This window comes from Synechococcus sp. UW69, assembly GCF_900474185.1.
GTDB lineage: Bacteria > Cyanobacteriota > Cyanobacteriia > PCC-6307 > Cyanobiaceae > Parasynechococcus.
Genome location: NZ_UCNW01000008.1, coordinates 96,805 through 118,120 on the forward strand (window position 1 = coordinate 96,805; position 21,316 = coordinate 118,120).

The following is a 21,316-nucleotide window of genomic DNA, read 5'->3' on the forward strand; positions in this document are numbered from 1 at the left end:
GTATCGGGGACCGTTCAGAACAGGGGCGCACCGTGACGAAAACCTTCGCTTCGCTCTAGCCGGCTGCGGCAACTGAGGGCATCCACGCGGTTCAACCAGGAACGACGCTTGATCAACGGCATTTGTGGAGGCAGGTGGTACCCCTCGAGCATTTCCACTGATTCGTCATCGCCGCGAAAACACACGTATTCCGTGCCACCGTCAGCGTTGTTCTTCAGCAGCCAGAACGTACTCACGAGAGTTGTCATCGCAGCACGATTCTGGCGAGCGGGACGCGCAGGTGTGGGTGAGGCGACCCACTGCGGACAACGTCGCAAGGGTCAAAGACTGATCGGCTCCACTCCACTCACCACAGGGGCAACACTGCTGAGTTCAAGATCGGGATGATCCTGCTTGAGTTGATTGAGATTCCACTCGTTCTTGAACAGCAGAACAGGACGATTCCAGGCATCGCGGACGGTTTTGCAATTAAAAATCCGACCCACCTTGTCGAGTTCGGTCCATCCGCCGTTGATCCAACGCGCGACCTGGAAACCCATTGGCTCCAGACGAGTTTCCACGCCGTATTCATTTTCGAGCCGGTGCTGAACAACCTCGAGTTGAAGTTGTCCGACAGCGGCCAAAATCGGATCCCGCTTGCTCTCATCCGTGTCGTAGAGGATCTGCACCGCCCCCTCTTCCCGAAGCTCGTTCACCCCTTTACGGAAATTTTTGAATGCCGAAGGGTTGGGGTTCCGCAGCCAGCTAAAAATCTCCGGACTGAAACAGGGAATGCCCTCATATTCGACTTTTGACCCCACATAAAGTGTGTCTCCGATGGAAAACATGCCCGGATTGTTGAGACCGATCACGTCTCCCGGATAGGCATCCTCGACAACGGCTCGGTCTTGACCAAAGAGCTTTTGGGGTCGTGAAAGGCGAATGGCCTTGCCCGTGCGGGCATGCTTCACCGTCATGTCCTTTTCGAAACGACCACTGCAGACCCGGACGAAGGCCACACGGTCGCGATGCCTAGGGTCCATGTTGGCCTGGAGCTTGAACACGAAGCCGCTGAAACCCTCCCGCAGCGGATCCACCAGGCCATCGCTGCTGGATCGGGCGATGGGTCGTTGCGCCATCTCGAGAAAGGCATCCAGGAAAGGGCGAACCCCAAAGTTGGTCATGGCTGAGCCAAAGAACACCGGAGTGAGCTCACCGGCATGCACCATCTCGATATCAAGCTCGGCTCCAGCCGCATCCAGCAATTCCATCTCTTCAATGGCCAGGTCCAGGAGCTCGGCTTCCACCAGCTCCCGCAGTTCTGGATCCTCCAAAGAAAGGCGTTGCTCGCTGGCCTGTTTACCTCGCTCAGCGCGAGTGAACAGAACAACCTCACGGCTGCGACGGTCGATCACACCGCGAAATTGTTCCCCACTGCCGATGGGCCAGTTCACGGCCCAGGGTGTCAGACCTAACTCCGACTCAATCTCATCGAGCAGGGTGAGCGGTTCCCGACCCGGTCGGTCCATCTTGTTGATGAAGGTGAAGATCGGGATCTGACGCATGCGGCAGACCTCGAACAACTTCCGGGTCTGAGGCTCGAGACCTTTGGCAGCATCCTCAAGCATCACGGCGTTATCTGCCGCAGCCAGGGTGCGATAGGTGTCTTCAGAAAAATCTTGGTGACCTGGGGTATCCAGGAGATTGATGGTGGTGGCGTCGTAATCGAACTGAAGCACCGTTGAGGTGATGGAGATCCCGCGTTGTTTCTCCAGTTCCATCCAGTCGGAGGTCACCTTGCGCTGTTCACCCCGCGCTTTCACGGCACCGGCCTGCTGAATGGCACCGCCATAGAGCAGCAATTTCTCGGTGAGTGTGGTTTTTCCCGCGTCAGGGTGGGAAATGATTGCAAAGTTGCGACGGCGATCCACCGCTGAAGCGAGCTCCTCCGTCAGATCCCCGTCCGTTGTCGTCAGGCTTCCGCTCATCGGCTTGGTTCAACCCACTAAGCCTGACACCACCAGATAACGGTCGTCCTCCGCGGCCACCGCCAACTGGTCGAGACCCACCGTGCGGAGCTCCGCGGTGACCTCCTGAGGTTCGAAGGCCGCTGCCAGAGAGGCCGCGAAGTCGTGCTGCAACACCTGTGGAGCAGTCGGTAGGTGCTTCAACAACAGTTGCTGGACCTCAGCAGACGACGCCGGCCGCCGAAGATCTCGATGAAAAACTCGGCAACCAGGAGCAGCCAAACCTCGGCTGACCCTCCAAAGAAGGTCGGGTTGATGCAAGTGATGCAACAGGCTGTTGCTGACAACCAAATCAGCCTTCCCCAGAAGAGTTCCTTGCAGAACCTCCTGGAGGGTCAGACAAATGAACGAAATTTCCAGGCTTTGCCGCTGCGCCCGTTGGCGGGCCAAGACCAACATGGCTTCTGCACCATCAATGCCAATGATTCGTGCATGGGGAAAGAGTTCGGCAAGCCGAAGCGTGATGTTGCCCGGTCCGCAACCCAGATCAACCACCAGCGGCTGAGGCGGCAAAGGTGATGTGCGATCGATGAGCTGCTGGACCCCCTCAACAGTGGCGCGATCGCCTGAACTGAAGTCAGCGGCGGCATAGGCCTGAACCTGCGCATCACCGTTCATCAACTCAGGTTCTAAGCACCGCTGCATCATTTGCTGCCGATTCAGAGGCCAGTTTGAACGGGACACTGTTGATGGTGGTGAAGAGACCTTGCCGCCACCATTGGTGGCGTTAGGGTTTCGCTACTTGTCCTTTGATCCAGCACCGCACGTGACTCTCACCCCAAACCGTGTGGAGACCTCTGAGGGACCTGTCGCCGGGTTCGGCGACTTCCCCGCAACAGCACCAGCTGCCAACCCGGTCTTCTACCGCACCTACAGTCGGAAAACCCCTGGCGGCCGTGAGAGCTGGAGTCAGGTCGGCAGCAGGAACCTGGAAGGTCTCCGTGAGCTGGGCAACCTCAATGCCGAGGAAGTTGCCCTCTTGGCACGCATGCAAGCCGAGAAGAAAGCTCTTCCCTCAGGCCGCTGGCTGTGGATCGGTGGAACCCGGTGGATCGAACAGCCCGAGAACTTCTCCGGCTCATACAACTGCACCTCCACCAACCTCGTCGACTGGAAAGCCTTCAGTCTGATGATGGACCTGGCGATGATGGGCTGCGGTACGGGCGCCATCATTGAGCCGCACCTGATCGATCGGCTTCCTGTGGTGCGCAACACCCTTGAAGTCCTCAGCGTCAGCGACATCGGCATTACACCAGCAGCCGAGCGTCAGGATGCCTGCAGCCACAGCATTGATGGCAACAAGGTGACCATCAAGGTGGGCGACACCCGCCGCGGCTGGGTGGACAGCTATCAGCTGATGTTGGAGCTCAGCAGCGATGAACGCTTCAACGGCGATCCGATTCAGATCGTTGTGGACCTCAGCGATGTACGCCCCGTCGGGGAAACCCTGAAAGGTTTCGGCGGCATGGCCAATCCTGTGAAGTTGAAGGATCTCTACGGTCGTGTGGCCCGACTGCTCAACAAGGCCAAGGGACGCCGCCTGACTTCGGTGGAGTGCTGCTTACTCATCGACGAAGCCGCTGTCACGATCGTTGCCGGCAACATTCGTCGCAGTGCTGGCATGCGTCAGTTCGCTGCCGATGACTTGGCCGCGGCTTCCTCCAAGGACAACCTCTGGCAGCAAGACGAGGACGGCAACTGGCGGATCGATCCCGAGCGTGATGCGCTCCGAATGGCCAATCACACCCGCGTTTATCACACCCGACCCACCAAAGAGGTGGTGCACGCGGCGGTGACCAAGCAGTTCCAATCGGGGGAAGGCGCCATCCAGTTCGCCCCCGAAGCCATTGCACGCTCCAATGCCGATCTGCTCAGCACCCCTGAACTGCGCAGTGAGTTCATCGAGATTTACTGCGACCAAGGTCGCGAAGAGGCCGGTCGTTGGCTGGTCGACAACCATGGCCCCATCGGAACCGAGGAGCTGGAGCACCGCCTCAGCCGTTATGGGCTGAACCCCTGTGGCGAAATCCTCGGTGCCGACTTCCACTGCAACCTCGCAGAGGTGCATCTCAACCAGATCGACCCCAGCGATGAGGAAGGGCAGGCCGACGCCTTCCGCGCTGGAGCCCTGTCGGTGGCCTGTCTGCTCAACCATCGTTTCGAGGTTGAGCGTTATCGCCAGAGCCGTGAGTGGGACCCGATCGTGGGTGTCAGCTTCACGGGTCTGTTCGACTTCTTTGTTCATGCCTTCGGATCTGAATGGCTGCGCTGGTGGGAAGCCGGACGCCCCGAGACCGAGGAAGGCCTTCGCTTCAAGGAGCAAGAAGCCGCATACCTGAGCCGCTGGAAAGAGATCGTTAATCAAACGGTGTGGGATTACTGCGACCGCCAGGGCCTACGTCGTCCCAACCGCTGCACCACCGTTCAGCCTGCAGGCACGAAGAGCCTGCTCACCGGAGCAGCCCCTGGCTGGCATCCCCCCAAGGCTCAGCGCTTCATCCGTCGGATCACCTTCCGTAAGGACGATCCTGTGGCCATGGCTTGCATGGACTACGGCTACACCGTCGTGCCGTCACAGTCCGACAAGGACGAGGACGGTCGTTTGCTGAACGATCCCTTTGATCCCCGCTGCACCGAATGGTTGGTGGAGATCCCGACCGAGGTTAGCTGGGCGAATCTGCCTGGAGCTGATGCCGTGGACATCAATGGCTTTAGTGCCATGGCTCAATTCGATTTCTACATGCAGGTGCAACGGCATTACACCGCTCACAACACCTCAGCCACGATCGAATTCAGGGAGCACGAAATTGAACCCTTGGCCGAGGCTCTGCATCAGGCGATGGAGAACGGAGAGGGCTACATCTCTGCGGCACTCCTGGCCCGATTCGATGCCAATGCCACTTTCCCCCGCTTGCCTTTTGAGCCAATCGATTTGGCCACATATGAGGAGCTGCAATCCGCTGTAGTGAAGCGTCGTGTCAGCATTGATTTCTTCGAGGCGCTACAGCGTTACGACCAGGGTGAGCTAACCGAAGCCGGCCCTGCAGGCTGTGACTCCGACAAATGTCTTCTTCCTCTGGCCAAGCCTGAGAGCTGACACCTCATCACGTCCCGATAGAGTTGTTAGGTGTCTTCCGAGGCACCTGACACCCTCTGGAGAGGTGGTCGAGTGGTTTATGGCTCTGGTCTTGAAAACCAGCGTGTCTTCACGGGCACCGTGGGTTCGAATCCCACCCTCTCCGCTTTCAACTACAAAGCACCCAGCGAGTGCTGGAGAGCGTTTGGCGGACATCCGCAACATTCCATTAATCGCCAGAACGAACGACCTCTGCTCAGCATCCATGCCCACTGGGACGACTTCACGGATCTAAGGAATTTGGACACTTAGCCGCTATTGCCACCAGACAGCTGCCTAGCTATGAGTACATGCGTACTGCAAGCAAAGCAAGAGATGTCCGTTGATCACAGCATCCTCACCGTCAAAGCTGACGCCCCGTTCCTTTATGTCTGCCCTGGGCACTTCGTGATCGTTGGTGGTGACCACATCGAACAGGGTGATTGGTGGATGGGCCAGGTGATTTTTTGCGAGGGAAGTGCTCGTCACCCCAAGATCCCGTCCCTGTTCCAAGTGGCTGATGTCGATACAGGAGCGATCAAGTGGATTAATGCCGACGAGGTGACGGATGTGATTTGGTCAATGGATGGATGGCCTACCAGCACCCCCATTTACGAAAAGCACAAGGGATGAGGTCACGAGAAACGTGCCTTCTCCGAACAGCTGGAGGCTGATTGAAAAGGGGGAGACAGTGCCTAACATCCACACACTGGTGACGGATCACTGATTGGCATCTCCAGCAATTCAGGAGATCTTGCAGACTCCTGCTGATGCATGGTTTGTTGTGCTGGGTGAATCGCGTCTCAGTGCAGCGGAATGGCGGTTCGCCCTCAGGTCATTTACGGCCAAGGTGGCGGTCTTCTGGTTGATTGAGCTGGCGTTCTGTGAATGGGATCCGCAAAGGCGAGTTTGCGATCTGGTGGAGAAGGGCTTCTTCCCCTGCCTAATCACGTATGCGGTGATGGATTTTCTGGTGATCCCGCCGCTCAGGCGATGCTGGCACCGTTGATGGAAGTGCTGGCCAACCCAGCGCTATCAGCACTCCGTCGAACATTCGATCAGGGCGTCAGTAAAGCACTCCCTTCCACCACAACAGGCATTGCATTGACGGCCTCAACAGACATCCAAGTCCAGGAGCTTGGTATATCGAAAATACTGTTGAAGTATCAAAGAAATGTTTGTGGTCGACGGTGATGCACCACCGGAGCGATTCGACCACGCGCTCACATTGATAGGCGTGGAGACAATATGGAGTTCAGCACCAAATCTCTTAACAAAGAACGGACTTGACCCCAGTCGAAACAAGGGTCAAATCTCAGCTCTCGTCGGGCATCGCTCTGCCCGGCTTCCAAGCCCCATTAGCAGCTTTGGCATGACCACTATGGGCCGAAAAGTGTGTGATTTCGTTGAAGACAGCGACAATTTTTCGACATTCACAAATTCCGTTCGAGTCTCGGAATGATTCCCCTCTAGATGGCCTAGCCATGGTCGGATAAATAGACCGCCTAGGCACTAGGCAGACTCAATCCATCAGCAGGCGAGGCTTCGCTGACGTGCCAAAACAACACGAAAATCTCTGCAGAACAAAATCGCAGGCCATACAGCTTTCAGGCTTTGGCACTTAGTAGAAAGTATGTATGTCGAATGATGGACCGGTATCGATTCTTGCAATCACTCAGGACTGCGCTTGAGCATGGGAGTGAAGCCAACGATTGCGAAATTCCGGCCAAGCTAGACATCTATCGTGGCTTGAGACTTGAGTGAGCTTGGCCTGCTTAGGACGGACGGTCGATGCTGCTTCCGTCGAAGTCGAAGATGTAAGCCGACTCCTCCGTCACCAGTTGGCGTATTTCCTGACGGGGGATATAAAGCAACTCTGTCTCGCCGGCCTTGCAGGCTTCTGCATGTCGACAGTAGTAACAGGCATAACCAGCACAGGGTTTCTCGACCCTGGGGTCTTGATCGACGCAATGCTCTTCCATCAAGGAGCGCACAAGACGACAACAGAAATGCTGCTTCTGGATTTCCATCAACGTGAAATCCCTCAGCACATCTTGCATGCTGCGGTTCACCGAGGCGCAATACGCTTTCAGCAAAGTGTGCTCTGACTCGGCCATTTTGACGTTGACCACCTTGTCAGCATGAATTGCAGCCGCACCCATAGCGTCTCCAAGACTATCAATACATTATGACGACACCGCAAGGGTGTTGAATTTACTTTTAAAAACACATCCAACTAACCACGATCAGAGATCGCTCATCAGACTCAAAACATCTGAGACAGTTGGCTTCGAATTCAACGATCGACAACAGAAAGTTTGCTGCGGCGAGCCTAAGCCAAGGCAGTGAGTCTGAAAGGGTGAACAACACTTTTCCACGATCAACAAAACAACTGGTTAATTGCACAGTTCACACTATTCATGACAGGAGCATGAACCCTAGAGCAAGGCTTCAACCATTGTCAGTTAGAATCAATCACAGCAGTAATAACTGGGTCAACGAACATAACAATCGCGTACTTCCAGCAACGTATTGCTACAGCAACAGTGATAACCACGAAGTTCCTGTCAACCATTCAACCACTCTGTTGCTCAGGTAATTCGAACAAACTAAGCGGGACGCTGATCATCAATATTGGAAACAATCATGTCTCTGAACAATTCATTTCTTCGCCCTTTTGACATCCACCCACAGCAAGAGCTCATTGAATTAATGCCCTGATAGAACCAGAGATGCACAGGGGTGGGGCCGGCCCTGCCCAACGACGCAACAGCGCAGAGACGATCTTGGCCGTAAGGACAGAACAAAGCGCAGAGCCTCCATCGAGCAACCCAAAAGCAACCCTGCAGCTACTCCGAAGTTGCTTCTGGGTAACTTGTAGGTACTCTTGAGTTGCTTCGACAGCACACGGGTCATGATCAAAACTTCCACCCGCGAAACCCAGGTCAAGCTCACGGTCTCGGTTCCACCGAGCCTTCATGTTCTGCTACGCAGCTGGGCCCTGTGCGAAGGCCGAGAACTCACCAGTGTTGTGCTTCAGTGCGTTGAGCACTCAGTGCGCCAACTCAAGAGCAATGGCTCTATTCCCAGCGCAGCCATCCGTGCTTACGAGGGTGCCTGTGATGAACGCTTGGCTGTGGGAGGTCTTTGATCGTGCAGATCGAACGGATGGAACAAGCTCTCCAGGCGCCGGTCATGGAAGCAGTGATTGCCCTAAGCGAACGGGTGCAAACTCTTCAGGACAATCCCGAGGGGCGCATCTACACCGCGTATCGCGCCATTGATCAAACTCTCACCCTTGGCTATTGCGACAACATCGAAGCGATTGATCAACAGATCCGCGATCGCGATTTTGTCGTCCTCGCTAGTCGTCGGGGAACCCGTCGTGAGCAGCGGTTGCTTCTGCTTACCCTCAAAGAAATTGGGATCACTGGCAGCTATAGCGATAACTGCTTTAAAGCCTCACCCCACACCTTGATTCATCTCAAACACCTCGGCTGGCCTCTTGGCCGCTTGAAGCACAGCATCAACAACAGCAAAACCCGCAAGCGGTTCAACTCTGAGCGGTGATTAAGGAACGACTGCGTTGAACTAACGAGGCCACAGCAGCTGGATCTAATGCAGCTCGATCACCTGAATCCATGGCGCGATAAAGGTCTGCAACGGCCCAGGCCTTGGAGGCCGGTTCATCGAGGTGTCGAGGGATGAGATGCAGATGAAGGTGTTGGGCACCTTCACCGAAGGCGATCGCATACACGCGCTCGCACCCGGTGATCTGCTTCACAAGATGACTGGCATCTCTTACTGCGCGTCCCCAGTCTGAGGCCTCCGCCTCAGAGAAATCCACAGGTCCAGAACAGTGGCGTAGTGAATCAAGCAAGAGCCAGCCGGAGAATGGGGCTGGGTCTGGGTGATGGCGCAGCACCCAGAGCTCAGACCGCAGAATCTCATAACGCTGTCGGGCTTCAGGGTCGGCATGCAGCTGACAAATGGCACAGCTTTCCACGGAGATGGTGTTCAACGGTGCAGGGTTCAACGGCGCACGGCTCCACGGCCGTTGCCGATCAAGCCGAAGTCAATGATGAGTCCGATCAAAACCACCAACAGTCCACTGAAGGAGGAGACTCCTCCAAACGACGCCTCAGCCCAGCAATACCCAAGAGTTGTTGTGGGAAGAAACAACAGGCCAAGAACGGGAAGGACTGGATTGGGAACACTGGTGCCAGTGAATGGCTGCAGAACGAAGCTGCTGTTGATCAACCACATCAACACCAAGACCAGGCGTGGGGCAAGCAAGCCAATCGCTGCCAGAAGACACATCGCGGTAAAGACGCTGAGTCATCCATAGCGCCGTCACCGGAGCAGGAAAGCCTCGTCACCAGAAGATTCAGGTTTCGAAGGAACAATTCATCGCTAACTCGAATGGAACCGAAGCATCCGGCAGCGACAGGAGGGTGCTGGAAAGCATCGCCAGGTCACCGGGTTGGGTCATTTCTGCCGGTTGCACCGCCGTCACCGCACGAGCCATGTCGGTGTTAACCCAACTGGGGCAGATCGCGGTCACGCGAATCCCCTGGTCCCAGCCTTCATTGCGCATGCTCTGACAAAGCGCCATCAAGGCGTATTTGCTGACGGGGTATCCCGCCATACGCCCCTTGACGCGCTTGCCACTCATCGAGACCAGAACCTGAATCCGCCCATGGCCACAGGACGCCAAGGATGGCCAGGCGGCGCGAGTCAGCCACCAGGGTCCCATCACATTGACGGACCAGAGTTCATCCAGGTCGCGCTCTTCGCCATTGGCAAACAGCAGCGGGGTGCGACGCAAAATTCCAGCACAATGAATCAGGGTGTCGATCTGTCCCCACTGGTGAATGGTGGCCTCCACCCAGGCTTCAGCACTCGCGGGGTCCCTGGCGTCGTAGGGGTGATGGGCAACACGGTCGACATCAAGTTCGGCTCCCCTAAGTGAATCTGGATCTCGCAAGCCGAGGCTGAGACGATGCCCCTCATCAAGGAGCCGCTTCGCAATGGACCGACCGATACCCCGACTGGCTCCGGTGAGCAAGACAGTGCGTTGCATCAGGTCACGTTCAAGAGTTGATTGAGAAGAGATTGTGGCGTCGATGCATCCACCAGGAGCGCTCGATTTGGCATCGTCATGAATCCTGTCGAGACGCAGTCATCCAGAAATCTCAGCAAAGCGTCGAAGTAGCCATTCACATTGAGCATGCCGATCGGTTTGGCATGAAAACGAAGCTGAGCCCATGTCAGTGCCTCAAACAACTCCTCGAGCGTTCCAAGACCACCGGGCATTGCAATTACCGCATCAGCCAACTCAATCATCCGCGCTTTGCGCTCATGCATCGAGCCCACAACATCCAGACGGGTCAAGCCGGTATGCACGACCTCATCGAGCATCAACGGCTCAGGGATCACCCCGATCACCTCACCACCCGAGGCCAGAGCGGCATCAGCAACAGCACCCATCAAGCCAATCCGAGCTCCGCCGTAAACCAGGGCGATGCCTTTGGAGGCAAGCAAGGCGCCCAACTCATTGGCGGCAGTCTGGAACAAGAGAGACTCTCCACTCCGAGAGCCGCAATACACAGCGATCCGATGCATGACGCCCTTGCCGTGATCCGTCCATCTTCTCCTGCAGTGGCTGGCAGAAGCGACATCAATGCAGACAATCGCTACCAATGGCACCTTGTGACCATGACCTCGTCTCGCCTTGAACTGCTGAGCCATCACCGGATTCGTGACCCAAGGCTCGGCCTCAATGAACCTTCCGGGCTGACATTGAACCTTGATGGATCAGCGCTCTACACCGTCAGTGATGACACCAAGGCGATTTTCCGCCTTGACCTCAAGGGAAGGGTTGCGGTCGCCGACTCGTTCTTCATCGGCCTCGACGACCTGGAGGGGATTGCTATCCGCAACGACGAAAGTGAACTGCTTGTGGTGCAGGAGGCGACAAATTCACTCGTGGTGGTGGATCTCTACACCCGGCGTGAACGCTCTCGCCGCCCCCTGTCAGCCATGCGCAACTACGACACCATCGCGGCCTATTTCCCAGATCCTCCAGACAACAATGGGTTAGAGGGAATCACCGTAAACACCAGCAACGACCACGTGTTTGTCGTCAAGGAGCAACGACCAGGTCTGTTGATCGAACTCGACCCCGCTCTCACAACCATTCTTTCAACGAGGGTGCTGCAAGCAGGCCAAGGGTTCACTCACCCCAGGCTCAAGTCCGACAAGATTGATTTTTCCGGGCTGAGTTACGACAGCAGGAATGACACGATCTGGATTGCCAGCGACAAAGGTCAGTGCCTGTTCCAATACGACTGGACACGTGATGTTGTTCTTCAGCGCCTTGATCTCACCATCAGCACTGGAGCCAAGGAAAGGCAGATCCGCAAACCCGAGGGCATTGCCTTCGATCCGCAACGGAACAGGATGTATGTGGTGAGCGATCGTGACGCTGATCTCTACGTGTTCAAAGTCCATGACGACAGCTGAGCAGCGCAGAGTCCTGATCACTGGTGCAAGCAGCGGGATCGGGCTTGAAGCGGCAAAGATCCTGCTGGCCCGTGGAGATGAGCTGACCATCCTTTGTCGTAATGCAGAACGGGCCGGTCAAACCCAAGCAGCGTTGTCTGGATCTGTTCAGACCTGTGTTGCAGATCTGGCAGACCTTGGGTCCGTCGCGAAGGCGATCGACCACCTCCGTCAGAGCCAAACAACATTTGATGCGATGGTGCTCAATGCGGGGTTGCAATACGCCGGACATCGTTCCCCCCGTTGGAGTCAACAAGGCATTGAACTCACCTTTGCGGTGAACCATTTGGCCCATCAACTCCTGGTTGAAAGATTGAAGGAGCACGCCCGAGCCATCGTCATCACCGCCTCTGAGGTGCACAACCCATCCACTGGAGGTGGGCGGGTTGGCCAACCTGCAGGACTCGGCACGATGGAGGGCATTCACCAGGGGCCAGGGGCGGCCATGGTGGACGGCATAAGCCCTTTCAATGCTGATAAGGCCTACAAGGACAGCAAGCTCTGCAATCTGCTGATGGCCCAGGAGATTCATCGTCAAAGTCCTGGAGTCCCCGTGATGGCATGGAGTCCAGGACTGGTAATTCCTCGGACATCAGACGGTTTTTTCAGAAACAGTCGCCAAGCCAATCCCATGGGGCAGGCCTTGTTTGGATTTGTCGCCCGAGATCTATTGAGATTGACGGAAAGCGTTGAACAGGCCGGAGGTCTTTTGGTGCAACTCATCGACGAAGAGCTCAACCAGCCTGGATTCACCTACTGGAGCAACGGGCTGCTGGGGCCTGGACGACATCAATTCAGCCCAACTGAACCTTCCGAAGAAGCATCCGACAGCAGCAAAGCGACGACTCTCTGGACGCTGTCGTCCAAACTGATCAAGGCGACGCTTTCAACATAAAACTGTTGTTCAGCCCCATAGAAAGACACACAGACAACAGAAGTACTGATCAACGATGCGGTTCCAACAACCGCAATCACCCCAAAGCTGATCGTGACGGCAGAACGTCGGATCAATTTCCCGTCACTGACGGCTCAACCAAAAGCCAAGCTGAGGACGGGGTCCATCAGCGGGGCGACGATCATGGCTCCAATGACGACAGCCGTGCTGTTGGAGATCAACCCAAGGGTTGCGATCACCGCTGAACTGATCAGAAGAATCAAAAAGCCAAGCGAAGGCTTGGATGATGCGATCCGTGCTTCGTACAGCTCAGTACGCGGGACACGACTTTCAAGATGCACCGCCCAATGCCCCGACAAGCTCTCCAGCAAGTGCCCCAGCGCCTTTCGCCTCTCAAGAACTCACGTTCCTGAATTGTGCACAGAGTTCTGAACGACACAGCAGACTTCACGACGATCACCATCACGAGATGACGGGAGTGCTGGCGGCCCTCGGTGCAGCCATGGCCTGGACTGGAGCCAGTGCTCTTTGGCGTTCGCTATCGGGTCGGGTGACGGCGATCCGGCTCAATGCTTTGAAAAACGGCCTGGCCAGCCTGGTGTTTCTGCCGGTACTGCTCATGCTTCCGCGGAGTACCGAGGGAGAAGCTGTGTTGCTGCTGCTGATCAGCGGCTTGATCGGAATTGCTGCAGGAGACAGCTTTTACCTGGGTGCTTTACGTCGACTCGGCACCCGTCGAACCCTCACCGTCGAGGCAAGCGGTCCGGTGCTGGCAAGCATCGCTGGAGTCCTTGTGATGGGGGACAGCTTGAGTTCAAGGAACTGGCTTGGCGCCATCCTGGTGTCGGGCGCGGTTGTGCTGATCGCGTTACAGGCCAAGGAAGCAAGCCATCAACAAGAGGGTGAAATCGGCACCGAACTGAGCAGCGGTCTGATGTTGGCCCTCGTCGCTGTGATCTGTGGTCTGAGCGGGGCCTTTCTTGCCCGTCATGTCTTGATCAGCTCAGAACTGACGCCACTGCAGACGGCAGCCATTCGCTTGCTGGGGGGATGGCTTGGTCTGATCCCCGTGATGAAGGGGGCCTGGAGAAGATCAGCAATGACACGGCAGGAGCAATGGAAGCTTGTGGTCGCCACCCTGATCGGAACCAACGGGGGCATCCTGTTGCAACAGGTCGTGTTGCAGACCATGCCCGTTGGACAAGGCGTCACGTTGATGGCTACGGCTCCGGTGATGGCTCTTTTTATTGGCCGAATGGAAGGTGATCCGATTCAGCTCCCCGGAGCTGCTGCTGCAGTGCTGGCCTTGGCCGGTGTGGCCTGCACAAGCAACTGAAGAGCGGTTTCAACGGCCGAAGCTGCAGTGTTGTTCAACGCCAGCACCACAAGATCAGCACCGCAGCCAACCTCAGGACGCCAGGCATGGCTGGGGGCAGCTTCAAACCAGCTGTTCAGCCGTGGCCCCACCATCTGGACTTGAAGCGGAAGCGCTTTGCCCTGCAACCAGACGCGCCCTTTCAGACGAAGCACCTGCTGATCACGAACGAGGTTGGGCAGCAGCTGCTCGAAAGCCTGCCGATCTAGGGCGCCTTCCACGCGAACGTTGCTACCGACCATCTCGACGTGGGTGTGGTCGTGATGATCGTGGTCGTGGTCGTGGTCGTGGTCGTGGTGGTGCTCGTCGTGGTGCTCGTCGTGGTGCTCGTGCTCATGGCTCTGATGCGTGGCCTGGTGCTCCAGTCCCAGCACAACAGCCGTCTCCACCTGTCCCTGAGAGACCGGAAGCAGAGCAGTTCCCGGTCGGACTTTGTTGCTAATTCCCTCCTTCACATCAGCCATCGCCGAAGCGTCCAGACGATCGGCACGACTGATCAAGACCAGGTCAGCGGCCTGGAGTTGATCCTCAAACAACTCGTCGATGGCGGTGAGGTGATCGAGGCTGGGATCCTCGGCGCGCTGACGTTCAAGCGCATCGGCATCAGCCACAGGGCTGCCCTGCGCAAGGGCCTCGCCATCCACCAACGTCACCACACCATTCACATGAACACGGCTGCGAATGGCGGGCCAGTCCAAGGCCTGAAGCAAGGGACGTGGCAAGGCCAGGCCGCTGGTTTCGACAACAATCCCATCCAGCTGATCCGCCCGTTCAAGCAACGTCTCCATCGTCGGAAGGAAATCGTCCTGAACCGTGCAACAGAGGCAGCCGTTGTTCAGCTCCACCAGGCGGCCGGCCACATCCTCCTCAGGGCAAAAGCCACAACTGCGGATCAGATCACCATCAAGGCCCACACTGCCAAATTCATTCACCATCACCGCCAAACGCTGGCCGCCGCGGGTGAGCAGATGGCGCAGCACAGTGGTCTTACCAGCCCCAAGGAAGCCAGTGATCACGGTCACCGGCAGACGTTTTGGCATGGGAACTTAAGGACGACAGCCCAGGCTCTCACGGGTTGACACCCCGCTGATCGGGTTGGAGCCATCAGCCCTTGCGCAAAGGGCCCGCTGCTGAGGCAGATCGATCACGGCGTTGGTGAAATCAGCACCATCAATCTGCGCGTCGGTAAAACGGCTCTGCATCATCATTGCGTTGGTGAAATTGGCACCACGCAGATCGGCGCCTTCGAAGTGACTGGCAAAGCCGACGACATCGGAGAGGTTGGCGTCACGCAGATCGGCGCCCTGAAGTTGAGAGGTGTTGATCACAGCTCCCCGCAAATCTGTGCCGCTCAGATTCACCTCCCGCAGATCGGCCTTGAGGAACTCTTTCTCCTTGAGATCGAGGCCGTGCATGTCGGAGCTGATCTCCTGAACTGCAAACTGTCCGCGGAGTTCCGGAGCCGTGATGGCCTCGGCCGACTCAGGCCAGAAGATGGTGCTGAGACCCAGCAGGATCACCGCCAGCAGCGAGGCCGTACGTCGAAGGGCGCCCATGAGACCGGTAATTTGAGCAATCACGTTATGGCAAACACCAGCGGAGCGAGTCGTTATGGCCATGAGCCTGCGGGTGGTGGTTCCACCCCATCCCCTAATCGGTCATTGGCTGACGATGCTGCGGCACCGGGAAACCCCTCCAGCCCTTTATGCCACTGCACTGCAGGAACTGGGCCGCTGGCTCACCTACGAAGCCCTGCGGGACTGGTTGCCCCATCGTCGCGACACTGTGCCCGGGATGGACGGAGACACCGAAGGCACCATCGTTGAGGCTTCTGTGCCCCTGATCGCCATCCCAGTTCTTCCTGGTGGCCTCGAGCTGTGGCAAGGAGGACGATCCGTACTACCTGATGCATCCCTTTGTTTAGGGACATGCCCGCAGGAGATTGAGGCGAACGCTGGGGTGATTCTGTTTATTGATCAGATCCGCGATGGCCAGGCCACACTCCAGCTCCTGCAGGAGCTGCAAAACAAGGGTGTTGATGGGCGACGTCTGCGTTTAATCACCGCGCTGTGTGCCAGTCCTGGGCTGAAGCTATTGGGAGAAACCGTTCCCGACCTGACGCTGCACACTGCTTGCATCGACGAAGGTCTGGGTGAACAAGGCGAGATTCGTCCGGGAATCGGTGACCCTGTGCGACGGCTCAACCTCAGACATTGAGAGCGTGACTAACCTTCAGACAGGTTGATTGCACCCATGGCCCAGCAGCACGACACGGGCTCAGGCACCCTGGCAACGCTGGTCACCGGAGCAGTGCTCGGTGCCGCTGGTCTGGCCTGGTGGCTCTTGAATGAAGCCGACAGGCGTAGGCGCTATGGAGTGCAGAAGTCGATGTTGCATGCGCCGCGAATGCAAGACGGCTCTGAAGTGCTGGACAGCTCACCCAACGGTCACCTCGAGGAACGGGTGGAAAAACTGAACGCTGAGATCGCCCGCGTTCGCGCCCAACTTGAAGGTCTTGGTAGCGAAGGATGAGCGCTCGGTAGGTTGGCTTAATCGCCACTGGTCCGCTCCGTTCCATGCTTCGCTCTGACGCCGTCACCAAGGGGATTCAGCGGTCTCCCAACCGGGCCATGCTGCGGGCCGTCGGTTTTGGAGACAGTGATTTTGGCAAGCCGATCCTGGGCATTGCCAACGGCTACAGCACCATCACTCCATGCAATGTGGGGCTGAATGACCTGTCTAAAAGGGCTGAGGAAGCAGCCCGACAGGCCGGAGGCATGCCTCAGATGTTTGGAACCATCACGGTGAGTGATGGCATATCCATGGGCACCGAAGGGATGAAGTACTCCCTGGTGAGTCGGGAGGTGATCGCCGATGCGATCGAAACTGCCTGCAACGGCCAGAGCATGGACGGCGTGCTGGCTGTTGGCGGCTGCGACAAGAACATGCCCGGCGCGATGCTGGCCATGGCACGGATGAATATTCCGTCGGTGTTCGTCTACGGCGGCACGATCAAGCCCGGCAAGCTTGGCGGCTGTGATCTCACGGTGGTGAGCGCTTTTGAAGCTGTCGGCCAGCTGACCAGCGGCAAAATCGATGAAGCGCAGCTCACCGCGGTTGAGAAAAATGCCTGCCCGGGTGCTGGCAGTTGCGGCGGGATGTTCACCGCCAACACGATGAGTGCCGCCATCGAAACAATGGGTCTCAGCCTCCCCTACAGCTCGACGATGGCTGCGGAGGACGAGGAAAAAGCCGACAGTGCAGCCCGCTCCGCTGAGGTGCTGGTCGAGGCGGTGAAAGCCAATATTCGCCCCCTCGATCTGCTCACCAAAGAAGCATTTGAGAACGCCATCAGCGTGATCATGGCGGTAGGTGGCTCCACCAATGCGGTGCTCCACCTGCTAGCCATTGCCCGCACAGCCGGTGTCGACCTGAGCATCGACGACTTCGAGCGAATCCGTCAGCGGGTGCCGGTGATCTGCGATCTCAAGCCCAGCGGTCGCTACGTAACCGTTGATCTGCACAATGCCGGCGGTATCCCCCAGGTGATGAAGCTTTTGCTCGATGCCGGATTGCTCCACGGGAACTGCCGCACGGTCGAAGGAAAAAGCCTGAAGGAGCTTCTGGCGGACGTTCCAGGAGAACCACCCACCGGGCAAGACGTGATCCGTCCACTCAGCGACCCCATGTACGCCAAGGGACATCTGGCGATCCTCAAGGGCAACCTGGCGACAGAAGGCAGCGTGGCCAAGATCAGCGGTGTGAAAACGCCTGTGCTCACTGGACCGGCCCGGGTTTTCGAAAGCGAGGAAAAATGCCTGGCTGCCATCCTCGACAAGCAGATCAAAGCCGGTGACGTGGTCGTCGTCCGCTACGAGGGTCCCGTCGGTGGACCTGGCATGCGGGAAATGCTGGCTCCCACCTCAGCGATCGTGGGACAAGGCCTTGGGGACAAGGTCGCTCTGATCACCGATGGGCGCTTCAGCGGTGGCACCTACGGTCTCGTTGTGGGCCATGTCGCTCCGGAAGCCGCCGTCGGAGGAACAATCGGCCTGGTTCAGGAAGGCGACAGCATCACCGTCGATGCCGACCAACTGCTGCTTCAACTGAACGTGGATGAGGCCGAACTGGAGCGTCGTCGTGCGGGGTGGACCAAACCGCAACCGCGCTATCGCAACGGAATTCTCGGCAAATACGCACGGCTCGTCTCCAGCTCGAGCCGAGGCGCAACAACCGATCACGACGACTGAGTCAAACGGCCGGTTGCACCAGAGACCTTAAGCGTCGACCCAGCGCCTCCAAAGGAGTGGCATCCTGCGGCGCCGAGCAACGTTGGCCCGAGGCCCCATCCATCCAAACCGGATGTCGCCCGTGCCAGAGCATTGGGCGTTCGGGTTGATCCCACCAGCTGATCATCAGATTGATCTCATCACCACTCCGATAAATCTCCAGCTCAAGATCCCGATCGGGATGGCGCTGGCCATCGCCATCCCGGCTTTCAATCCGCACATGAAGGTCGTCGAGTTGCTCCGGAGCTGAGGGGTCAATTAAGACCACCGCATGGCTCCATGGCTTGAGGCAAACGTCGGCCGCCTTGGCGATCAACACCAGAAGGTCCATCGGTTCAGGGCAAGGCGCGGATGGATCGAATCAGCATTCGTATGGAGCCGGGGCGAAAGCCTGGATTGAGATCGCCCGCATCGCCGAACTTGGAGTGCAGCACCTGAATGCGCGTGATGCCACTGGGATCGAAGCGCAACGGCAAACCAACTGGCTTGGCACGCACCGTGGGCCTGAGCTCAGTAAAAGGCACCACCACGCGGGTCACCCCATCGGGATCAGTTACTGCATCAACCACCCAGCGCAGACCACCAGGAATCAATTCGGTGAGTCCCATGGCCCCATCCCGGCAACCGATGGCAATCTTCAGCGTTCGACCCTCCCCCTCCACATCCAGCTGCAGAGCGGAGAAAGGAGAAAGGTCGAGCGGGGGTTGGAGGCGGGGCGAGCGACAGCTGACAAAACCGCCACCGGTTTCCACCAAATCTCCCTCCAGAACGAGTCCTTCTGGGGAAACATGACAACCCGCACGGGATCGGCCGCCCATGATGGTGTCATTGAGGCTGGCCCAGTCAGCGAAATCGCTGCCCTGGAAAAGAATCTGTTCAGAGGCCGGCGGCTGCATCCTGATCAGCAAGGATCAGCACATCACTAGCAGGCTGAACCAAGCGTGCGGGAGTGCGATCGGCGGACTCAGAAGGATCCAGCAGGCGCCGCAGGGCTTCTTGCTTGCCGGCCCCACTCACCAGAAAAATCACTTGTCGGGCGGCACTGAGCACAGGAGCCGTCAAGGTGATCCGATCTAACCCCTTGCCACGACCAATGGTTGTCCAGCGATCCACAACCGTTGGAGCATCCGTACCGGGAAAAAGGGAGGCGGTGTGACCGTCGTCGCCCAGCCCAAGCAGCATCACATCAAACACGGGAGGGACACCCGAACAAAGGCGAGAGACCTGTTCAGCAAAAGCGTGAGCGCTGGCCTCCGGGCTCTCAAGTTCCACCGTGGGCACAGGGTGGAAGGAGGAAGAAGCTCCAGGCCCAGGGGCGAGCAGGGTGCGGCGCAACATGCCCGCGTTGCTGGATTCATCCTCAGCAGCAACCCAACGCTCGTCACCCAGCACCACATCCACCCGATCCCAGGGCAGCCTCTCCTGACCAAGCAGTGAATAGGCACTGGCAGGGGTACTGCCACCAGAGAGTGCGATCTGGCATCGGTCTCTTTGATCCAAGGCAAGATCGATCTGGGCAGCGATTGTTTCGGCAGCCCGGCGGGCAAGGTCCTGGGGATCCCTCGCCCGCTCGACGCGGTAGTTCGTCATGGCTGACCGCTCAGCTGAGCCATTCGGTGTGGAACGTTCCCTCCTTGTCGACCCGTTGATAGGTGTGGGACCCGAAACAGTCGCGCATCGCCTGAACCAGGTTCTGGGGAAGGCGACCTGAGCGGTAGCTGTTGATGTAGTCGAGGGTGCTGCTGAAGCAGGGAACCGGAATGCCAGCTTCGGCAGCACCGGCAACCACCTTGGCCAGGCCGGGGAGACGGCGGTTGATCTGCTCGGCGAACCAAGGATCCACCATCAGGTTGGGCAGTTGGGGATCAGCGTCAAAGGCATCCTGAATCCGCTTGAGCAGGCGCGCGCGAATGATGCAGCCGCCTTTCCAGATCTGAGCGATGGAAGGCATGTGGAGCTCATAGTCGAGATCCTGGGACGCAATGCGTAGCAGTTCCATGCCCTGGGCATAACTGGCGATGCAGCTCAGCACCGTGGCATCCATCAACGGAGACATGGCATTGTCAGGTGTCCCCAGATCAAAGTCCTTGATTGCGGGACCCTTGAGGATGGATTCAGCCGCCATCCGTTGGGGCCTCATGGAGCTCATCACACGCGCATTGAGCGATGCATAGATGGTGGGAACCGAAGCACCCATCTGCAGTGCAGTCACCACAGTCCAGAGGCCCGTACCCTTCTGGCCAGCCTGATCCGTGATCTTCTCGACCAGATCGGTTCCATCTTCAGGATCCTTGGTGCGCAGACACACCTCCGTGATCTCCACCAGGTAGGACGACAGCTCCTCAGTGGCATTCCACTGACCGAGAACATCAGCCATCTGCACACCGGTCATTCCCTTGACCCGCTTCATCAGGTCGTAGCCCTCGGCCAGGATCTGCTCGATGCCGTACTCGATGCCGTTGTGGACCGTCTTGACCAGATGACCTGATCCACCGGGGCCGATGTAGGTGACACAGGGGCCATCCTCGACCTGTGCCGCCATCTTGTTCACGAGGCTCTCGATGGCCTCATAGGAGGCTTTCGTCCCCCCGGGCATCATGCTTGGCCCCTCCAAGGCGCCTTTTGCACCACCGGAGACACCCATGCCGATGAAGCCAAAACTCTTGCTTTCGAGCTGCTTCACCCGGCGTTCGGTGTCGTGATAATCGGAGTTACCACCATCAATCAGCAGATCTCCTTCTTCCAAATAGGGAGAAAGCTGATCCACCACAGCATCAACTGCGGGGCCCGCCTTCACCATCATCAAAATCCGGCGGGGGCGTTCAAGTTTGCCGACGAAGTCTTCAAGATCAGTGGCGCCCTGGATGTTCTTCTCCCTGCCGCGCCCATTCAGGAAGTCTTCAGTCTTCGCATAGGTGCGGTTGTAGACAACGCTGGAGAAGCCATTGCGCTCCGCATTGAGGACGAGGTTTTCCCCCATCACGCCGAGACCGATGAGGCCGAAGTGAGACTTGGACATGGTCTGGAGGACCACTGACAACTGTGCTCAGTGTGTTGAGGCCGGACCGCTTC

26 protein-coding genes and 1 tRNA gene are annotated in these 21,316 nt (G+C 57.7%); 12 read left to right on the forward strand and 15 right to left on the reverse strand.

Going from position 1 to position 21,316, the window contains the following annotated elements; all coding sequences use genetic code 11:
• Positions 1-14: 14 nt before the first annotated feature.
• The 3 genes from DXY29_RS04165 to DXY29_RS04175 all read right to left on the reverse strand — a co-directional run bounded on the left by DXY29_RS04165 (position 15) and on the right by DXY29_RS04175 (position 2,654).
• Positions 15-248 carry a hypothetical protein gene (locus DXY29_RS04165; protein WP_115023219.1) on the reverse strand — a complete coding sequence of 78 codons (234 nt, stop codon included), beginning with the start codon at positions 246-248 and terminating at the stop codon, positions 15-17.
• 72 nt (positions 249-320) lie between these two features.
• Positions 321-1,967 carry a peptide chain release factor 3 gene (locus tag DXY29_RS04170; protein ID WP_115023221.1) on the reverse strand — a complete coding sequence of 549 codons (1,647 nt, stop codon included), beginning with the start codon at positions 1,965-1,967 and terminating at the stop codon, positions 321-323.
• A 9-nt stretch (positions 1,968-1,976) separates the two neighbouring features.
• On the reverse strand, positions 1,977-2,654 hold the full coding sequence (locus DXY29_RS04175; RefSeq protein ID WP_115023222.1) for a class I SAM-dependent methyltransferase: 678 nt from the start codon (positions 2,652-2,654) through the stop codon (positions 1,977-1,979).
• A 118-nt stretch (positions 2,655-2,772) separates the two neighbouring features.
• Between DXY29_RS04175 and nrdJ the strand changes: the two genes are divergently transcribed.
• From nrdJ to DXY29_RS04195, 4 genes are all read left to right on the forward strand, one after another.
• Complete coding sequence (nrdJ, locus tag DXY29_RS04180; RefSeq protein ID WP_115023224.1) at positions 2,773-5,103, forward strand: ribonucleoside-triphosphate reductase, adenosylcobalamin-dependent; 2,331 nt, start codon at positions 2,773-2,775, stop codon at positions 5,101-5,103.
• 58 nt (positions 5,104-5,161) lie between these two features.
• A tRNA-Ser gene (locus tag DXY29_RS04185) sits at positions 5,162-5,248 on the forward strand.
• A 209-nt stretch (positions 5,249-5,457) separates the two neighbouring features.
• Positions 5,458-5,754, forward strand: a complete 297-nt coding sequence (locus DXY29_RS04190; protein WP_115023226.1) for a DUF3104 domain-containing protein — start codon at positions 5,458-5,460, stop codon at positions 5,752-5,754.
• A gap of 121 nt (positions 5,755-5,875) precedes the next feature.
• A complete protein-coding gene (locus DXY29_RS04195) occupies positions 5,876-6,130 on the forward strand; it encodes a hypothetical protein (RefSeq protein ID WP_244279305.1) in 255 nt (84 codons plus the stop codon).
• Between the two features lie 766 nt (positions 6,131-6,896).
• Here DXY29_RS04195 and DXY29_RS04200 read toward each other — a convergent pair.
• The gene (locus DXY29_RS04200; RefSeq protein WP_115023227.1) at positions 6,897-7,283 is read right to left on the reverse strand and encodes a hypothetical protein; all 387 of its coding nucleotides are present in this window, start codon (positions 7,281-7,283) and stop codon (positions 6,897-6,899) included.
• A 752-nt stretch (positions 7,284-8,035) separates the two neighbouring features.
• On the opposite strand from DXY29_RS04200, the gene DXY29_RS04205 reads away from it, so the two are divergent.
• Positions 8,036-8,272 carry a hypothetical protein gene (locus DXY29_RS04205; RefSeq protein ID WP_115023229.1) on the forward strand — a complete coding sequence of 79 codons (237 nt, stop codon included), beginning with the start codon at positions 8,036-8,038 and terminating at the stop codon, positions 8,270-8,272.
• A 17-nt stretch (positions 8,273-8,289) separates the two neighbouring features.
• Positions 8,290-8,691 (forward strand): hypothetical protein, encoded by a 402-nt coding sequence (locus tag DXY29_RS04210; RefSeq protein WP_244279306.1) that lies wholly within the window; start codon positions 8,290-8,292, stop codon positions 8,689-8,691.
• Here the strand turns inward: DXY29_RS04210 and DXY29_RS04215 are convergent.
• The 4 genes from DXY29_RS04215 to DXY29_RS04230 form a co-directional block, all read right to left on the reverse strand.
• On the reverse strand, positions 8,675-9,157 hold the full coding sequence (locus DXY29_RS04215; RefSeq protein ID WP_244279307.1) for an HIT family protein: 483 nt from the start codon (positions 9,155-9,157) through the stop codon (positions 8,675-8,677). The two genes, DXY29_RS04210 and DXY29_RS04215, sit on opposite strands and share 17 nt — an antisense overlap.
• On the reverse strand, positions 9,154-9,441 hold the full coding sequence (locus tag DXY29_RS04220; RefSeq protein WP_115023232.1) for a hypothetical protein: 288 nt from the start codon (positions 9,439-9,441) through the stop codon (positions 9,154-9,156). The genes DXY29_RS04215 and DXY29_RS04220 overlap by 4 nt, the downstream gene beginning before the upstream one ends.
• A gap of 67 nt (positions 9,442-9,508) precedes the next feature.
• Positions 9,509-10,204: an SDR family NAD(P)-dependent oxidoreductase gene (locus DXY29_RS04225; protein WP_115023235.1), complete on the reverse strand. Its 696-nt coding sequence runs from the start codon at positions 10,202-10,204 to the stop codon at positions 9,509-9,511.
• Positions 10,204-10,746, reverse strand: coding sequence for a TIGR00730 family Rossman fold protein (locus DXY29_RS04230; protein WP_115023237.1), 543 nt, complete (start codon positions 10,744-10,746; stop codon positions 10,204-10,206). The genes DXY29_RS04225 and DXY29_RS04230 overlap by 1 nt, the downstream gene beginning before the upstream one ends.
• Here DXY29_RS04230 and DXY29_RS04235 point away from each other — a divergent pair.
• Positions 10,741-11,646, forward strand: coding sequence for an SdiA-regulated domain-containing protein (locus tag DXY29_RS04235; RefSeq protein WP_244279308.1), 906 nt, complete (start codon positions 10,741-10,743; stop codon positions 11,644-11,646). The genes DXY29_RS04230 and DXY29_RS04235 overlap by 6 nt on opposite strands.
• On the forward strand, positions 11,633-12,580 hold the full coding sequence (locus DXY29_RS04240; RefSeq protein WP_115023238.1) for an SDR family NAD(P)-dependent oxidoreductase: 948 nt from the start codon (positions 11,633-11,635) through the stop codon (positions 12,578-12,580). The genes DXY29_RS04235 and DXY29_RS04240 overlap by 14 nt, the downstream gene beginning before the upstream one ends.
• A 134-nt stretch (positions 12,581-12,714) precedes the next feature.
• On the opposite strand, the gene DXY29_RS13920 is transcribed toward DXY29_RS04240, so the two are convergent.
• On the reverse strand, positions 12,715-12,843 hold the full coding sequence (locus DXY29_RS13920; RefSeq protein WP_371411064.1) for a hypothetical protein: 129 nt from the start codon (positions 12,841-12,843) through the stop codon (positions 12,715-12,717).
• A gap of 206 nt (positions 12,844-13,049) precedes the next feature.
• On the opposite strand from DXY29_RS13920, the gene DXY29_RS04250 reads away from it, so the two are divergent.
• Positions 13,050-13,916 (forward strand): DMT family transporter, encoded by an 867-nt coding sequence (locus DXY29_RS04250; protein ID WP_115023240.1) that lies wholly within the window; start codon positions 13,050-13,052, stop codon positions 13,914-13,916.
• Here the strand turns inward: DXY29_RS04250 and cobW are convergent.
• Complete coding sequence (gene cobW / locus DXY29_RS04255; protein WP_115023241.1) at positions 13,853-14,995, reverse strand: cobalamin biosynthesis protein CobW; 1,143 nt, start codon at positions 14,993-14,995, stop codon at positions 13,853-13,855. The two genes, DXY29_RS04250 and cobW, sit on opposite strands and share 64 nt — an antisense overlap.
• A gap of 6 nt (positions 14,996-15,001) precedes the next feature.
• Positions 15,002-15,511 carry a pentapeptide repeat-containing protein gene (locus tag DXY29_RS04260; protein ID WP_115023243.1) on the reverse strand — a complete coding sequence of 170 codons (510 nt, stop codon included), beginning with the start codon at positions 15,509-15,511 and terminating at the stop codon, positions 15,002-15,004.
• A 55-nt stretch (positions 15,512-15,566) separates the two neighbouring features.
• Between DXY29_RS04260 and DXY29_RS04265 the strand changes: the two genes are divergently transcribed.
• The 3 genes from DXY29_RS04265 to ilvD are packed head-to-tail and all read left to right on the forward strand — an operon-like array spanning position 15,567 to position 18,205.
• A complete protein-coding gene (locus DXY29_RS04265; protein ID WP_115023245.1) occupies positions 15,567-16,172 on the forward strand; it encodes a uracil phosphoribosyltransferase in 606 nt (201 codons plus the stop codon).
• Between the two features lie 36 nt (positions 16,173-16,208).
• Positions 16,209-16,487 (forward strand): hypothetical protein, encoded by a 279-nt coding sequence (locus DXY29_RS04270; RefSeq protein ID WP_115023247.1) that lies wholly within the window; start codon positions 16,209-16,211, stop codon positions 16,485-16,487.
• A gap of 44 nt (positions 16,488-16,531) precedes the next feature.
• Complete coding sequence (gene ilvD, locus DXY29_RS04275; RefSeq protein ID WP_115023249.1) at positions 16,532-18,205, forward strand: dihydroxy-acid dehydratase; 1,674 nt, start codon at positions 16,532-16,534, stop codon at positions 18,203-18,205.
• 1 nt (position 18,206) lies between these two features.
• Here the strand turns inward: ilvD and DXY29_RS04280 are convergent, their stop codons facing one another.
• Genes DXY29_RS04280 through gndA form a run of 4 tightly spaced genes read right to left on the reverse strand, consistent with a single transcriptional unit; the run spans position 18,207 to position 21,263 of the window.
• Positions 18,207-18,575: a hypothetical protein gene (locus tag DXY29_RS04280; RefSeq protein ID WP_115023251.1), complete on the reverse strand. Its 369-nt coding sequence runs from the start codon at positions 18,573-18,575 to the stop codon at positions 18,207-18,209.
• A gap of 4 nt (positions 18,576-18,579) precedes the next feature.
• Positions 18,580-19,140 (reverse strand): CIA30 family protein, encoded by a 561-nt coding sequence (locus DXY29_RS04285; RefSeq protein WP_115023253.1) that lies wholly within the window; start codon positions 19,138-19,140, stop codon positions 18,580-18,582.
• The gene (pgl, locus tag DXY29_RS04290) at positions 19,121-19,834 is read right to left on the reverse strand and encodes a 6-phosphogluconolactonase (protein WP_115023255.1); all 714 of its coding nucleotides are present in this window, start codon (positions 19,832-19,834) and stop codon (positions 19,121-19,123) included. The genes DXY29_RS04285 and pgl overlap by 20 nt, the downstream gene beginning before the upstream one ends.
• 10 nt (positions 19,835-19,844) lie before the next feature.
• Positions 19,845-21,263 (reverse strand): NADP-dependent phosphogluconate dehydrogenase, encoded by a 1,419-nt coding sequence (gene gndA / locus DXY29_RS04295; RefSeq protein WP_115023257.1) that lies wholly within the window; start codon positions 21,261-21,263, stop codon positions 19,845-19,847.
• Positions 21,264-21,316 lie beyond the last annotated feature (53 nt).